Source organism: Mycobacterium kyorinense, from assembly GCF_002101735.1.
Classification (GTDB): domain Bacteria; phylum Actinomycetota; class Actinomycetes; order Mycobacteriales; family Mycobacteriaceae; genus Mycobacterium; species Mycobacterium kyorinense.
Genome location: NZ_LQPE01000159.1, coordinates 63,773 through 77,557, shown reverse-complemented (window position 1 = coordinate 77,557; position 13,785 = coordinate 63,773). Strand labels below are relative to the sequence as shown.

The window sequence follows — 13,785 nt, the reverse complement described above, 5'->3', positions numbered from 1 at the left end:
CGGCAGGACGTCACTCACGCGTAGAGGGTAGCGATAAGGCTTCGGCCAGCGCGTCGCGCCACGGCCGCAACGGCGTCAGCCCCGCCTCGGTCGAGACCCGCGCGCCCAGCGCGGAATAGGGTGGCCGCGGCGCCGGCCGGGGCTTCTGGTCGCTGCCGATCGGCCGCACCCGGTCCGGGTCGGCTCCCACTTCCGCGAACACCGCACGGGCCAGCTCGAACCGGCTGACCGCACCGGCGTTGGCGGCATGCACGACGGGCGCGTGCACGCCGTCGTCGGCCAGCTGCAGCAGCGCGTCGGCCAGATCGCCGACGTAGGTCGGTGAGCCGGTCTGGTCGTCGACCACCTCGACGCCGCCGTCCCCGGCGGCCAGTCGGCGCATGACGGCGACGAAGTCGTTGCCGGTGCCGCCGGTGTAGACCCACGCGGTGCGCACCACGGTGGCCTCCGGCAGCGTTTTCAGGACGGCCACCTCGCCGCACAGTTTGGTACGCCCGTACACGCTGAGCGGCCCGGTTTCGTCGTCGGGCTCGTAGGGGCGGCGTGCCGAGCCGCTGAACACGTAGTCGGTGGAGATGTGGATCAGCCCCGCGCCGACGTCCGCGCACACCCGAGCGATGTGTCCCGGGCCCTCGGCGTTGACGGCGTGTGCTCTGGCCTCGTCGCTTTCCGCGCCGTCGACGTTGGTGTAGGCGGCGCAGTTGACCACCATGTCGCCGCCTCGGATGATCCGCTCGGCGGCGCCGGGGTCGGTGATGTCCCACTGCGACGACGTCAGGGCCAGCACGTCGCGGCCCTGCTCGGTGGCTCGGGCCGCCAAAACGCTGCCGAGCTGTCCGCCGGCGCCGGTGATCACGATTCGCACGTGTCGAGTCTGGCACGCCGACGCGCGCAGCTACCGGCGATACCGCTGTGACGCAAGTAGCCTGAAGTGATGCCTGCGCAACGTGTGGTTCGTGTGGTTGCCACCGTGGCGGCTGTGGCCGTCGTGCTCGGTACCGGGGTGGCGTGGAGCCAGGTCCGCTCGTTCGAGGACGGGATCTACCACATGTTCGCGCCGTCGCTGGGCCAGGGCGGCGACGACGGCGCCGTCGACATCCTGCTGGTCGGCATGGACAGCCGCACCGACGCCCACGGCAACCCGCTCTCGGCCGATGAACTGGCGACCCTGCGGGCCGGCGACGAGGTGGCCACCAACACCGACACGATCATCCTGGTGCGCATCCCCAACAACGGGAAGTCGGCCACCGCGATCTCGATTCCGCGCGACACCTATGTCTCGGCGCCGGGTTTGGGCAAGACCAAGATCAACGGCGTCTACGGCCAGGTCAAGGAGGAGAAGCGGGTCAGCCTCGTCGAATCCGGCGTCGACCCCGCCCAAGCCGAGGCGCGCGGTACCGAAGCCGGCCGGGAGGCGCTGATCAAGACGGTCGCCGACCTCACCGGCGTCACCGTCGACCACTACGCCGAGATCGGGCTACTGGGCTTCGCCTTGATCACCGACGCCCTCGGCGGCGTCAACGTCTGCCTCAAAGAGGCGGTGTACGAACCGCTTTCGGGCGCCGACTTTCCGGCCGGCTGGCAAAAGCTCAACGGCCCGCAGGCGCTGAGCTTTGTCCGGCAGCGCCACGACCTGCCCCGCGGCGACCTGGACCGGGTGGTGCGCCAGCAGGTGGTGATGGCGTCGCTGGCCCACCAGGTGATCTCCGGCAAGACGCTGTCGAGCCCGGCGACGCTGGAGCGGCTGCAAGGCGCCATCCAGCGCTCGGTGGTGCTGTCTTCGGGTTGGGACATCATGGATTTCGTGAAGCAGCTGCAGAAGCTGGCCGCCGGCAACGTCGCGTTCGCCACCATCCCGGTGCTCGACGAGGCCGGCTGGAGCGATGACGGCATGCACAGCGTGGTGCGGGTCGATCCACACCAGGTCCAGGAGTGGGTCGGCGGGCTGTTGCAGGATCAGGCCCAGGGCAAGACCGAGGAAATCGCCTACACGCCGGCCAAGACCGCCGCGAGCGTCTTCAACGACACCGACATCAACGGGCTGGCCTCGGCGGTGTCGCAAGTGTTGAGCACCAAGGGTTTTGCCACCGGCACCGTCGGCAACAACGAAGGCGCGCACGTGACGGCCAGCCAGGTGCAGGCCGCCAAGGCCGACGACCTGGGCGCGCAGGCGGTGGCCAAAGAGCTCGGCGGTCTGCCCGTGGTCGCCGACTCGTCGGTGCCGGCCGGCACGGTGCGGGTGGTGCTGGCCAACGACTACACCGGCCCGGGATCCGGGCTCGACGGCGGCGCCTCGCCGATGGCGGTCTCGTCGAACTCCGGCAGCGCCACCAACAACCCCGACGCTCCCCCGCCGTCGCCGATTCTGACCGCGGGGTCGGATCATCCGGAGTGTGTCAATTAACCTCAGCCAAGCGGTTCTCGACCCGATGCTGCGCGCCGACCCGGTCGGGCCGCGCATCACCTACTACGACGACGCCACCGGCGAGCGCATCGAGCTCTCCGCGGTGACGCTGGCCAACTGGGCCGCCAAGACGGGCAACCTGCTGCGCGACGAGCTCGGCGCGGTCTCGGGCAGCCGGGTGGCGGTGCTGCTGCCGGCCCACTGGCAGACGGCCGCGGTGCTGTTCGGGGTGTGGTGGATCGGCGCCGAAGTCCTGCTTGGCGGCTCCTGGGACGCCGACGTCGCGTTGTGCACCGCGGAACGGCTGGACGAGGCGGACGCGACCGGGGCCGGCGAGGTGGCGGTGTTGTCGCTGGATCCGTTCGGCCGCCCCGCCCCCGACCTGCCGGTCGGCGTCACCGACTATGCGACCGCGGTGCGGGTGCACGGCGACCAGATCGTCGGCGAGGCCGATCCCGGCCCGGCGCTGGCCGGCCGCTCGGCCGACGAATTGCTCGCCGACTGCGAAATATCAGCTGCCACAAGAGGTTTGACGTCGGGCGACCGAGTGCTTTCGTCGATGTCGTGGGACCGGCCCGACGGGCTGGTCGACGGGCTGCTCTCGGTGTTGGCGGCCGGTGCGTCGCTGGTGCAGGTGGCCAATCCCGATCCGGCGGCGCAGCCGCACCGGATCGAGACCGAGAAGGTCACGCGCGTTATCGACTAATGCCCGCCGGCCAATCCATATTGGTATCGCAATATTTCTATGTTAGCGTCGGGTGCGGATCGACCTGACGAAGGAGTGTGGCGATGGTGGTGCACGGGCTACTCGCGAAGGCGGCCGGAACGGTCGTCACCGGGCTGGTCGGAGTAAGCGCTTATGAAGTGCTGCGGAAGGCCGTGCGCTCGGCTCCGATGCACAATGCCGCGGTGACCGCGACGGAGTGGAGCCTGCGCGGAACCCGCCGCGCCGAGGAAGCAGCCGAGTCCGCCCGGCTCAAGCTCGCCGACGTGGTCGCCGAAGCGCGCGAACGCATCGGCGAAGAGGCCCCGCCGCCGGCAGTCGGAGGCAACCACGACCACGAGCACTGACGTGCACGTCGTTTCCGACGCGGCCGGGCGGATGCGCGTACAGGTTCCCTGGATGCGTTCGAACTCGCGGCGCGCGGTCGCGGTCGAAGAGGCCGTCGACAAGCAGAACGGGGTGCGCACAGTGCACGCCTATCCGCATACCGGGTCGGTGGTCGTGTGGTATTCGCCGCAGCGCTGCGACCGCGCCGCGGTGCTGGAAGCGATCCAGTCCGCCGAACACGTTGCGGCCGAACTGATTCCCGCCCGCACGCCGCGCTCGTCGGATGTCCGCAACGCCGAGGTGTTGCGCATGGTGATCGGCGGCGCGGCGCTGGCGTTACTGGGGGTGCGCCGCTACGTCTTCGCGCGCCCGCCGCTGCTCGGCCCGACGGGCCAGCTGGTGGCGACCGGCGCCACGGTGTTCATGGGCTATCCGTTCCTGCGCGGGGCGCTGCGCTCGCTGCGTTCCGGGCGTGCCGGCACCGATGCGTTGGTCACGGCGGCGACGGTGGCCAGCCTGGTGCTGCGCGAAAACGTGGTCGCGCTGACCGTGCTGTGGCTGCTGAATATCGGTGAGTACCTTCAGGATCTGACGCTGCGACGGACCCGGCGGGCGATCTCCGACCTGCTGCGCGGCACCGCGGACACGGCCTGGATCCGGGCCGACGGCAACGAGGTCCAGGTGCCGATCGACACCGTGCAGATCGGCGACGAGGTGGTGGTCCACGACCACGTGGCGATACCGGTGGACGGCGAGGTGGTCGACGGCGAGGCGATCGTCGACCAGTCCGCGATCACCGGCGAGACCCTGCCGGTCAGCATCGTCGCCGGCGCACGGGTGCATGCCGGCTCGGTGGTGTTGCGCGGGCGTTTGGTGGTGCGCGCGAGCGCCGTCGGCAACGAAACCACCATCGGCCGCATCATCACCAGAGTCGAAGAGGCCCAACATGACCGGGCACCGATTCAAACCGTCGGCGAGAACTTCTCCCGTCGCTTCGTTCCCATCTCGTTCGTCGTCTCGGCGATCACCCTGGCGATCACCGGCGACGTCCGGCGCGCGATGACGATGCTGCTCATCGCGTGCCCGTGCGCGGTGGGCTTGGCCACACCGACCGCGATCAGCGCCGCGATCGGCAACGGCGCCCGCCGGGGCATCCTGATCAAGGGCGGCTCGCACCTCGAGCAGGCGGGCCGGGTGGACGCGATCGTGTTCGACAAGACCGGGACGCTGACCGTCGGGCGTCCCGTGGTGACGAATATCATTGCACTGCACAAGGATTGGCAGCCCGAACAGGTGCTTGCCTACGCGGCCAGCTCGGAGCTGCACTCGCGGCACCCGCTGGCCGAGGCGGTGATCCGCTCCACCGAGGAACGCCGCATCATCATCCCGCCGCACGAGGAGTGCGAGGTGCTGGTCGGGCTGGGCATGCGGACGTGGGCCGACGGGCGCACACTGCTGCTGGGCAGCCCGTCGCTGCTGCAGTCCGAGGACGTCCAGGTGTCCCCCGAGGCGGCCAAGTGGGTGGACAAGCTGCGACGCCAGGCCGAGACGCCGCTGCTGCTGGCCGTGGACGGCACCCTGGTCGGGCTGATCAGCCTGCGCGACGAGGTTCGCGCCGAGGCAACCGAAGTTTTGAAACAGCTGCGCGCCAACGGAATCCGCAGGATCGTCATGCTCACCGGCGACCATCCGGAGATCGCCAAGGTGGTGGCGGCCGAGCTGGCCATCGACGACTGGCGCGCCGAGGTGCTGCCCGAGGACAAGCTCGAAGTGGTACGCCGGCTCCAGGAAGACGGCCACGTCGTCGGGATGGTCGGTGACGGCATCAACGACGCGCCCGCGCTGGCGGCGGCCGACATCGGGATCGCCATGGGGCTGGCCGGGACCGACGTGGCCGTCGAAACCGCCGACGTCGCGCTGGCCAACGACGACCTGCAGCGCCTGCTCGACGTGCGGGACCTGGGTGCGCGGGCAGTCGAGGTGATCCGGGAGAACTACGGCATGTCGATCGCCGTCAACGCCGCCGGGCTGCTGATCGGGGCCGGCGGGGCGTTGTCGCCGGTGCTGGCGGCGATCCTGCACAACGCGTCGTCAGTCGCGGTGGTCGCCAACAGTTCCCGGCTGATCCGCTACCGGCTAGACCAAGCGACAGCGCGCGCCGCCTCCAACGAGGCGAAGACCCTGAGTCGCTGAGCCAGTCCGGTCGCCTCCAGCGGCCGCAGCACCGCCCGTTGCATGGCCACCAGCACCAGATCCAGCCCCTTCGCCTGTGCCTGCATCAGCGCCGCCACCGCGGCCATCGACAGGAACGTGACGGCGGTGGCGTCGACGATCACCCGCCGGGCGATGCCGGAGCAGATCTGGTCGAGCGCCAGTTCCAGAACTTCGACATTGGACAGGTCGACCTCACCGCGCAGGTGCAACAGCACCACGTCGTCGAGTTCTTTGTGGTGAACATCCAGCAGAGTCGTCGCGGGCTCCTTTCCCGTCGGTGATCAGAGAGGGAACCGACGTCGGGCACCGCGATCACGACCACTGAGCCAGCGAGATTTCGGGAAACACCGAACGTCGTATGGGCTGTTGGTCCAACCGCGCCACCACCCTATCAACCGTTTGCATTCCGCAACCCGGGGGGAGCACGTAGCCTGGGCCGATGAACGAGCAGCTTCATTCGCTGTCCCGCGAGTTGGCGGAAGTGGGCCGCCTTGTCGACGACGACGACGTCATCAGCGTGGTCGAGCGGATGGTCAGACGTGCGGTGCGCACGATTCCGGGTTGCGAGCACGCCACAGTCACCGTCGAGGTTGCGCCGGGCAAGCTCGAGACGGTGGCCGGCGGTGAGATCGCCGCGCTGGCACACCATCCCGACGAGCCACGCCCGTGGGAAGGCCCGATCCTGGACGCGATCCGCTACCGCGAGCCGCGCCGGGTCGAGGACGCCGAGACCGAGCAGCGCTGGGCGGGGTTCGCCGAGCGGATGCGCAGCGCCGGTTTTCGCAGTTGCCTCGCGTTGCCGCTGCCCGCGTTCCGCCGGCCGTCGGTGGGTTGCACGCTGTTCTCGTCGCGCCCCAACCAATTCACCGAGCACGTCATGGATTTGGTGATGCTCTTCGCGTTGCATGCGGGCACCACCTTCGACAACGCCGCCCTGTACGACGATTCGCGCCGCCTGGTTGACCACCTGCACGCCGCGTTGGCCACCCGCGACCTGATCGGTCAGGCGAAGGGGCTGCTGATGCGGCACTACTCGTGCGACTCCGACGACGCATTCGACCGGCTGCGGCATGCCTCGCAACATCACAACGTCAAGCTGCGCCACCTGGCCGCCGAACTGGTCGAGGCTCAAGAGCAGGGCCGGCTGGAGCCGGTGCTGAACCGGTGGTTCGCCACCGGCGAGGAGCCCAGCGGGGCGGCCGCCGCGACCTGAACGCACGTTGCCGTCGCCCACATGCGAACGGCATGCAACAATGTCGCCCGTAAGGCGATGACGACGCAGGAAGCCGGTGCGAATCCGGCGCGGTCCCGCCACTGTCATCGGGGAGCGACCCTCACACGCCACGGCCCGCGGGCTGGAAGGCGAGGCGAGCAACGATCCGAGAGCCAGGAGACTCGCGTCATCGCGTCCTGCGACCCGGGGCGGTGTACCCCGAGAGAGCTGACCGACGTCCGTGTCCCGCGTGTCATGGGCGGCCCTCGCCGCTGCCATCGCCCTGGCGCTGATTCCAAGCGCCTGCGCCTCCCCGCCCCATACCGGCGCCCCGCGCCATGCCTGCATCACCGACTTCGACCCAAATGCCGACTACTTCCCGGATAAGTCGACGGTGGTCGACGCCACCAACTTCACGCTGAGCTACCACCGCAGCTATCAGGTGCTGACCGTCAAGCAGCCCTACCCCAACGCCTCTCCGGAGTCGTACGTGTTGTTGCGGTGCGGCGCCCCGGCCCCACAGCTGACCGGCGAGTTGGCCCACGCGCAGCAGATCACGGTGCCGGTGGCCAGCCTGTACTCGGCGTCGACCACCCACCTGGGCATGCTCGCCGAGCTCGACCAGACCGACGTGGTCAGCGGTGTCGCCGCTGCCGCCACCGTCGTCAATCCGGCGCTGCGCCAACGCATCCAGGCTGGCAAGGTCACCGAATACGCGCCCGGCGCGCAGGTCAGCGTCGAAGCCGTGGTCGCCGCGCGCCCCGGCGTGCTGGTGACCGCCGGTACCGACGACCCGAGCTACGCGAAACTGCGCGACGCCGGCATCGACGTGCTCGCCGATGCCGAGTGGCTGGAGGCCACCCCGTTGGGCCGCGCCGAGTGGGTCAAGGTGTTCGCCGCCTTGACCGGCACCGAGAAGAAGGCCGGCGAACTGTACGGCAGGCTGCGCGGAGACTACGGCAAGGCCGCCGAAAAGGCCGCCACCGCACGGCCTGTCGAGGTGCTGTCCGGAACCATGCAGCAGGGCACCTGGTCGATGCCCGCCGGCGGCGGCTATGCCGGGCAGCTCATCGTCGACGCCGGCGGCAGCTACCCGTGGGCCGGCGACACGAGAACCGGCAGCCTGCAGTTGAACTTCGAGTCGGTGTATGCCAAGGCCGGCTTCGCCCCGCGCTGGCTGGTGACCAGTGACTGGAAAACGCTGGACGACGTGCTGGCGGCCGACATCCGCTACGGCCGGCTGGCCGCGGTCCGCGAAGGCCAACTGTGGTCGGCGAGCAGCGATTACTGGGAGCGTGGTGCGGCGCGGCCCGACCTGGTGCTGGCCGACCTGGTGGCGATCCTGCATCCCGAACTCGATCCCGATCACGAGTTCGTGTTCTACCGACAGGTGACTCGCGGATGAGCCGGGCGGCGGCGGTGTTGGCCGGATTGGCCTGCGGGGTGGTCGTCCTGGGCCTGGCGGGGCTTGCGCTCGGCCCTGTGCGGGTGCCGCTGGCCGACACCGCCCGGGTTCTCGTCGGCGCGGCGCCGTCCGACCCGCGCTGGCAGGTGATCGTGGCCGACATGCGGCTGCCGCGGGTACTCACCGCGATCGCCGTCGGCGCCGGGCTCGGGGTCGCGGGGCTGCAGATGCAGACGCTGTTTCGTAACACGCTCGCCGACCCGTACGTGCTGGGCGTCAGCTCCGGCGCAAGCCTGGGCGTCGCGGTCGTGGTGATGGCCACCGGAACCGGTTTCACCGCAGGGCTTTCCGCGGGCGGGCGCGCGAGCGTCGTTGTCGCCGCAGCGCTGGGCGCAGCGCTGGTGCTGGCCGCGGTGCTGCTGTTCGCCCGCCGGGTGCGCTCGGCGGCAACCCTGCTGCTGATCGGGGTGATGGTCGGCGCCGCCGGCGCCGCGGTCGTCGGCGTGCTGTTGGTCTACGCCGATCCGCAACGCGTCCAGCAGTACTTGCTCTGGGGCCTGGGCAGTTTCGCGGCCACCAGCTGGGCCGACCTGCGGCTGCTGTTGCCGCTCGTGGCGGTGGGGCTGATGGCGTCCGCGCTGACGGTGCGGCCCCTGAATGCGCTGCTGCTCGGCGAGAGCTACGCCCGCACGATGGGCATCGACGTGCGACGGGTGCGGTTGGTGACCGTCGCGTCGGGTTCGCTGCTGGCCGGGGCGACGACGGCGTTCTGCGGGCCGATCGCCTTTCTCGGGCTGGCGGTTCCGCATCTGTCGCGTCTCGCGCTGGGCACCTCCGATCACCGGGTGGTGCTGCCCGGTGTGGTGCTGACGGGTGCCGCGGTCGCGCTGGGGTGCGGGCTCGTCAGCCAGGTTCCGGGCAGCGACGCGGTGCTTCCGGTCAATGCGGTCACCGCGCTGATCGGGGCGCCGATCGTGGTCGCCGTGCTGCTGCGCAGTCGCCGCGGTGTGGGGATGGCGCAATGATCGAATTGCGTGATCTCGCAATCGGTTACCGCGGCAGGCGCCGCCGCGGGGTGATCGCCACGGGCCTGCACGGCCGGGCGAACCGCGGCGAGCTTACCGTGCTGCTGGGCCCCAACGGCTGCGGCAAGTCCACGCTGATCCGCACCCTGTGCGGGCTGCAGCCCGCGCTCGGCGGGCGGGTGATGCTCGACGGCGACGATCTCGCCCGGGTGGGGCCCGCCGACCTGGCCCGGCGGGTCGCGGTCGTGCTGACCGACCGGATCGATCCTGGGCTGCTATCGGCGCGCGAACTCGTTGGGCTGGGCCGCATTCCACATCTCGGGTTTACCGGCCGGCTGACCCGCGACGACCACGCCGTCGTCGACTGGGCCCTGCGCGCCGTGGGTGCCGCACACCTGGCGATGCGGCCCGCCGCCGAGCTCTCCGACGGCGAACGTCAGCGAGTGCTGACCGCCCGCGCGCTCGCCCAGCAGCCGTCGGTGCTGTTTCTCGACGAGCCGACCGCCTTTCTCGACGTGCCGTCGCGCGCCGGCCTGGTCGAGGTGTTGCGCGGCGTGGCCCGTGACCACGGCCTGGCGGTGGTGATGTCCACCCACGACGTCGAACTGGCGCTGCGCGTCGCCGACCGGGTGTGGGTGCTGGGCACCGACGGCACACTGGTCGACGCCATCCCCGAGGAGCACCTGCTGTCCGGCCGCATCAGCGAGCTGGTCGCGGAACCGGACAGCGGCGGGCGTGCTGCGCGTGTCCACGCACCGGACCCGTTGCACAGGGCGCTGCAGCGGCTGCTGGCCCGAGAAGGCTGGAGCACAAGCGAACCCGCGGAGATCGTCGTCACGGCGGCCGAGCCCGAGTGGATCACCGTCCGCGCCGCCGGGTGCGCCGCGTCGGCCACATTGAGCAGCCTGCCGGCGCTGCTTCGCGAGATTCCACCGGCCGGCCATCGATGCGCGCCCGAGCCGCAGACCATGGCGATGCTGGCCGAATTGTCCACAGTCAGCCAGTATTTCGCCATCGGCACCGGGCCGGTCGACGACGGCTGGCGGCCGGTGCAGCGGCTCTACACCGACACAGAACTGCTCGACGGCATCGTGCGCCGCGTGCAGGCGCGCATCGACGCCTCGGAGCGCCGGGTGGCGGCCTCGACGCTGTTCCTCGGCTTCGCCGCCCGGTTGTGGTCGGTCGGGCTCGGCAGCGTGGCCGGGTATCGGCTGTTGCCCGACCTGGCCGCCGAGCAGCTGCTGTTCCGGGAGAACGACGGCCAGATCCAGCTGCACATCGAGCGTCCAGTCGCGTGGCGGGGCGATGATCTCGAGCCGATGCTGGCGGACATGGTCCTCGAGACGCACCTGGCCGCGCTGGCGGCGGCGTTGCGCCGGCTCGGCCCGATCTCGGACAAGGTGCTGCGCGGCAACTCGGCAGCAGCGCTGCTGGGCGCCGCGCGCGTGTACGGCCGCGAGGCCGGCCGGCACCTGGCCCACAGGTTGTGCGCCGACGAAAGGCTCTCGGGCGCCATCCGGTTCGACCACAACGGCTATCGCCGGACCAGCTGTTGTCTGTATTACCGCACACCCGGCGGCGGGCTGTGCGGCGAGTGCGTGCTCACGTGTAACAGAAAGGATGCGTCATGACCCAGAGCATCAGCCCGCCCGTCGTCGAAACCGAAGGCGGAGGGCGAGAACAGATCTGGCCGTTGCCCACCGACGAGCAGCACCTGCTCGACCTGATCCACTTGTGCTTCGACGAGTACTGGGACAACATCTGGTTCGGCGTCCTCATCGAGGGTGCGGCCTGGGAAGTGGCGGCGCCCTGCCCGCCCGAACGCATCTCGATGTACGACGGGTACGTCACGGTCGACTTCGGCCGCTGGCATTTCCATCTGTGCATCGGCGAGCACACGGCCAGTGGACCCGAGCTGGGCCGGATCCGCAAGTGTTCGCGGGCCGAGATGTATCGCCGGCTCGGCAGCGACGGATGCCCCACCTCGTGGGGTGTACGGCTCTACAACGGGCGCGACGAACAAATGATGACGCTGATGCTGCCGAACCCGTTCCTGACCAACGACCAGCAGATCCGCGACGAGCCCGTCTGGGGCCAACTGGAGTTGTGGGACCGGCTGCGCGAGACCTATCTCGGGCTGGGCCCCGATCCACTTGACCGCGCCGGCAAGGGATTTCGGCACGGATGACCGCGCCGATCTGGATGGCCTCACCCCCGGAGGTGCATTCGGCGCTGCTGTGCAGCGGCCCGGGTCCGGGCTCGTTGCTGGCGGCCGCGGGGGCCTGGAACTCGTTGAGCACCGCATACGCCGAGACGGCCGAGGAACTCACGGCGGTGTTGGACGCCCTGCGGGCCGGGGCGTGGGACGGTACGACGGCGGAGGCCTATGTGGCCGCCCATGCGCCGTATCTGGCGTGGCTGGTGCAGGCCAGCGCCGACAGCGCCGCAACGGCCGCCCAACACGAAACCGCCGCCACCGCCTATACCACCGCGCAGGCGACCATGCCGACGCTGGCCGAGCTGGCCGCCAACCACGCCACCCACGCGGTGTTAATCGCGACGAATTTCTTTGGCATCAACACGATTCCGATCGCGCTGAACGAAGCCGACTACGTGCGGATGTGGATTCAGGCCGCCACCACGATGGCCACCTATCATGCGGTCGCGACCGCGGCCGTGGCGTCGGCGCCGCAAACCGCACCCGCACCGCAGATCGTCAAATCCGATGCGGTGACCACGTTCGCCGACCAGGGCTCGGCGGGGGAATCGCAAAACATATTCCAATGGCTGGACGGACTGGTCCAACAGCTTCTGCCGCCCGAGCTTCGCGACCTGATCGGCAGCCCGTTCTACAGCTTCGAAAACCCCGAGCAATTCCTGAGTTGGTTCAACTGGAACCTGGTTCCGCAGCCCGGGGTGACGCTGGCCGACGCGATCAACGAATTCCTCGCGGGGCCTGGCTATTACATCGAGTTCTATCCGACGATCGTGCAGGCCGCCAACGGCAATGTCGCGGTCTTGGTGTTCGCGTCGCTGATCTATTTCTCCGAGATCGGCTTCGAGATGTTCAGCGAGACGCTACGGGTGATCACCTACCTGGTCGCGACGACGCCGTTCGTGCCGCTGGCAGCCGCCGCTGCGCTTCCCCTGGCCGCCGCCCCGGTGGGCGCGGTCGGCGGCTTCGCGGGCCTGGCGGGGCTGGCCGGTCTGGCGCATCCGGTCGCGGTGCCCGTCGCACCGCCCGCGCCGTTCGCCCCGGCCGTCGTCGCACCCGCCGTCGCGGCTACCGCCCCGGCCGCCAGCCCGGCTCCAGCGCCAACTCCCGCTCCTGCATCTGCGTCGGCGCCCACACCACCCCCGGCGCCCGGTGCACCACCTCCTCCGCCCACGCCGGCCGGTCCGGAGCTGTTCTCCTACGCGGTCGGCAATCTGGGCATGGGTTCCCACAGCGCCGCTGCCTCCGGCGCCAAGCGGAAGACACCCCGGCCCGACGCGGCCGCGGCGCCGGCGGCCGCCGCCACGCCCGAGGAGGAAGCCCAGGCGCGTCGGCGCCGCCGGATGAAGGTTAGCCAGCTCGGCCGCGGCTATGAGTACATGGACGCCGAGCCGGACGAGCCGTTGGCGTCGGATCGGGGTGCGGGAAACCTCGGTTTCGCCGGAACCGTCCGCAAGGAGACCGCCACCGCAGCGGGATTGACCACGCTGTCCGACGACTTCGGCGGCGGCCCGCGCATGCCGATGATGCCGGGCACCTGGGACGTCGAGGGCTGATCAGCAGGCGCAGTTCTCGCCGCGCCAGGACCGGATGCCCTGCCAGACGGCGACGACGGCGACGGCCAGCCCGATCGCGGGGTCCAGCCACCAACCGCCGGACCACCACGCCGTCACCACCAGGCCGAGCATGACCGCGGCGGCCTGGGCCCCGCACAGGTAGTTCTGGGTGCCCTCGCCCGCAGTTGCCGCCGAGCCCAACCGCACGGCCAGAATGTGCTTGGCCCGGCCGAGCGTGGGCATCAGGACCAGGGCGATCGCCGTCAACGCAATCCCGATCACCGAGGTGTCGGCGTGGCGCTCGTCGAGCAGGTGGTGCAGGGATTCCGCGGTGATGTAGGGGGCGGTCAGCCAAAACGACAACGCGACACCGCGCTGGGCGCGTCGTTCGGCGGTGTCCGAGAGGGTGCGTCGGCCGCTGAACCGCCACACCACCATCGCACTGGCCAGCCCCTCCGGGGCACTGCCCAACGCCCAGCCGGTCAGCGCGATCGACCCGACAGCCAGGCCTTCCGATAGCCCGATCACGCCCTCGGCGAGCATCGCAACCAGGCTGACCCACGCCAGCCGTCGCGCCCACCGGGCCCGCCGATGCCAGGCGGCGTCCCGCGGAGGCGCGGCGTGTGCGGACTCGTCGTGACAGACATGGTCGAGGCCGGCGGGGCTGGAGGAGGTCACCAGGCGATCTTAGAGGTCGTTAGG

At 70.2% G+C, this 13,785-nt stretch carries 13 protein-coding genes and 1 riboswitch; of the genes, 10 read left to right on the top strand and 3 right to left on the bottom strand.

All coding sequences use genetic code 11. The annotated features are described in order from the left end of the window. Positions 1-10 precede the first annotated feature (10 nt). On the bottom strand, positions 11-856 hold the full coding sequence (gene rfbD / locus AWC14_RS22675) for a dTDP-4-dehydrorhamnose reductase (RefSeq protein ID WP_045381503.1): 846 nt from the start codon (positions 854-856) through the stop codon (positions 11-13). A gap of 75 nt (positions 857-931) precedes the next feature. Here rfbD and AWC14_RS22670 point away from each other — a divergent pair, with 75 nt between their 5' ends. From AWC14_RS22670 to ctpC, 4 genes are all read left to right on the top strand, one after another. After that, the gene (locus AWC14_RS22670) at positions 932-2,404 is read left to right on the top strand and encodes an LCP family protein (protein ID WP_142281798.1); all 1,473 of its coding nucleotides are present in this window, start codon (positions 932-934) and stop codon (positions 2,402-2,404) included. Positions 2,405-2,429: 25 nt separating this feature from the next. Further along, positions 2,430-3,110 carry a TIGR03089 family protein gene (locus AWC14_RS22665; RefSeq protein ID WP_045381389.1) on the top strand — a complete coding sequence of 227 codons (681 nt, stop codon included), beginning with the start codon at positions 2,430-2,432 and terminating at the stop codon, positions 3,108-3,110. An 83-nt stretch (positions 3,111-3,193) separates the two neighbouring features. Continuing rightward, positions 3,194-3,475, top strand: a complete 282-nt coding sequence (locus AWC14_RS22660; RefSeq protein ID WP_045381500.1) for a DUF1490 family protein — start codon at positions 3,194-3,196, stop codon at positions 3,473-3,475. Positions 3,476-3,506: 31 nt separating this feature from the next. After that, positions 3,507-5,648: a manganese-exporting P-type ATPase CtpC gene (gene ctpC / locus AWC14_RS22655; protein WP_081968215.1), complete on the top strand. Its 2,142-nt coding sequence runs from the start codon at positions 3,507-3,509 to the stop codon at positions 5,646-5,648. Here ctpC and AWC14_RS22650 read toward each other — a convergent pair. Further along, positions 5,585-5,887, bottom strand: a complete 303-nt coding sequence (locus tag AWC14_RS22650; protein ID WP_052425628.1) for an STAS domain-containing protein — start codon at positions 5,885-5,887, stop codon at positions 5,585-5,587. The two genes, ctpC and AWC14_RS22650, sit on opposite strands and share 64 nt — an antisense overlap. A 221-nt stretch (positions 5,888-6,108) precedes the next feature. Between AWC14_RS22650 and AWC14_RS22645 the strand changes: the two genes are divergently transcribed. From AWC14_RS22645 to AWC14_RS22620, 6 genes are all read left to right on the top strand, one after another. Further along, positions 6,109-6,882 carry a GAF and ANTAR domain-containing protein gene (locus tag AWC14_RS22645; protein ID WP_045381384.1) on the top strand — a complete coding sequence of 258 codons (774 nt, stop codon included), beginning with the start codon at positions 6,109-6,111 and terminating at the stop codon, positions 6,880-6,882. A 26-nt stretch (positions 6,883-6,908) separates the two neighbouring features. Then, positions 6,909-7,086: riboswitch (cobalamin riboswitch) on the top strand. A 37-nt stretch (positions 7,087-7,123) separates the two neighbouring features. After that, positions 7,124-8,287, top strand: coding sequence for an ABC transporter substrate-binding protein (locus AWC14_RS22640; protein WP_045381380.1), 1,164 nt, complete (start codon positions 7,124-7,126; stop codon positions 8,285-8,287). Next, complete coding sequence (locus tag AWC14_RS22635; protein WP_045381377.1) at positions 8,284-9,312, top strand: FecCD family ABC transporter permease; 1,029 nt, start codon at positions 8,284-8,286, stop codon at positions 9,310-9,312. Before AWC14_RS22640 ends, AWC14_RS22635 begins: the two co-directional genes overlap by 4 nt. Beyond that, the gene (locus tag AWC14_RS22630) at positions 9,309-10,943 is read left to right on the top strand and encodes an ATP-binding cassette domain-containing protein (protein WP_045381374.1); all 1,635 of its coding nucleotides are present in this window, start codon (positions 9,309-9,311) and stop codon (positions 10,941-10,943) included. The genes AWC14_RS22635 and AWC14_RS22630 overlap by 4 nt, the downstream gene beginning before the upstream one ends. Further along, complete coding sequence (locus AWC14_RS22625; protein WP_045381371.1) at positions 10,940-11,500, top strand: DUF7676 family protein; 561 nt, start codon at positions 10,940-10,942, stop codon at positions 11,498-11,500. The genes AWC14_RS22630 and AWC14_RS22625 overlap by 4 nt, the downstream gene beginning before the upstream one ends. Further along, complete coding sequence (locus AWC14_RS22620) at positions 11,497-13,083, top strand: PPE family protein (RefSeq protein ID WP_045381368.1); 1,587 nt, start codon at positions 11,497-11,499, stop codon at positions 13,081-13,083. The genes AWC14_RS22625 and AWC14_RS22620 overlap by 4 nt, the downstream gene beginning before the upstream one ends. Here the strand turns inward: AWC14_RS22620 and AWC14_RS22615 are convergent, their stop codons facing one another. Beyond that, a complete protein-coding gene (locus AWC14_RS22615) occupies positions 13,084-13,761 on the bottom strand; it encodes a cation diffusion facilitator family transporter (RefSeq protein ID WP_428838997.1) in 678 nt (225 codons plus the stop codon). Positions 13,762-13,785: the final 24 nt, after the last annotated feature.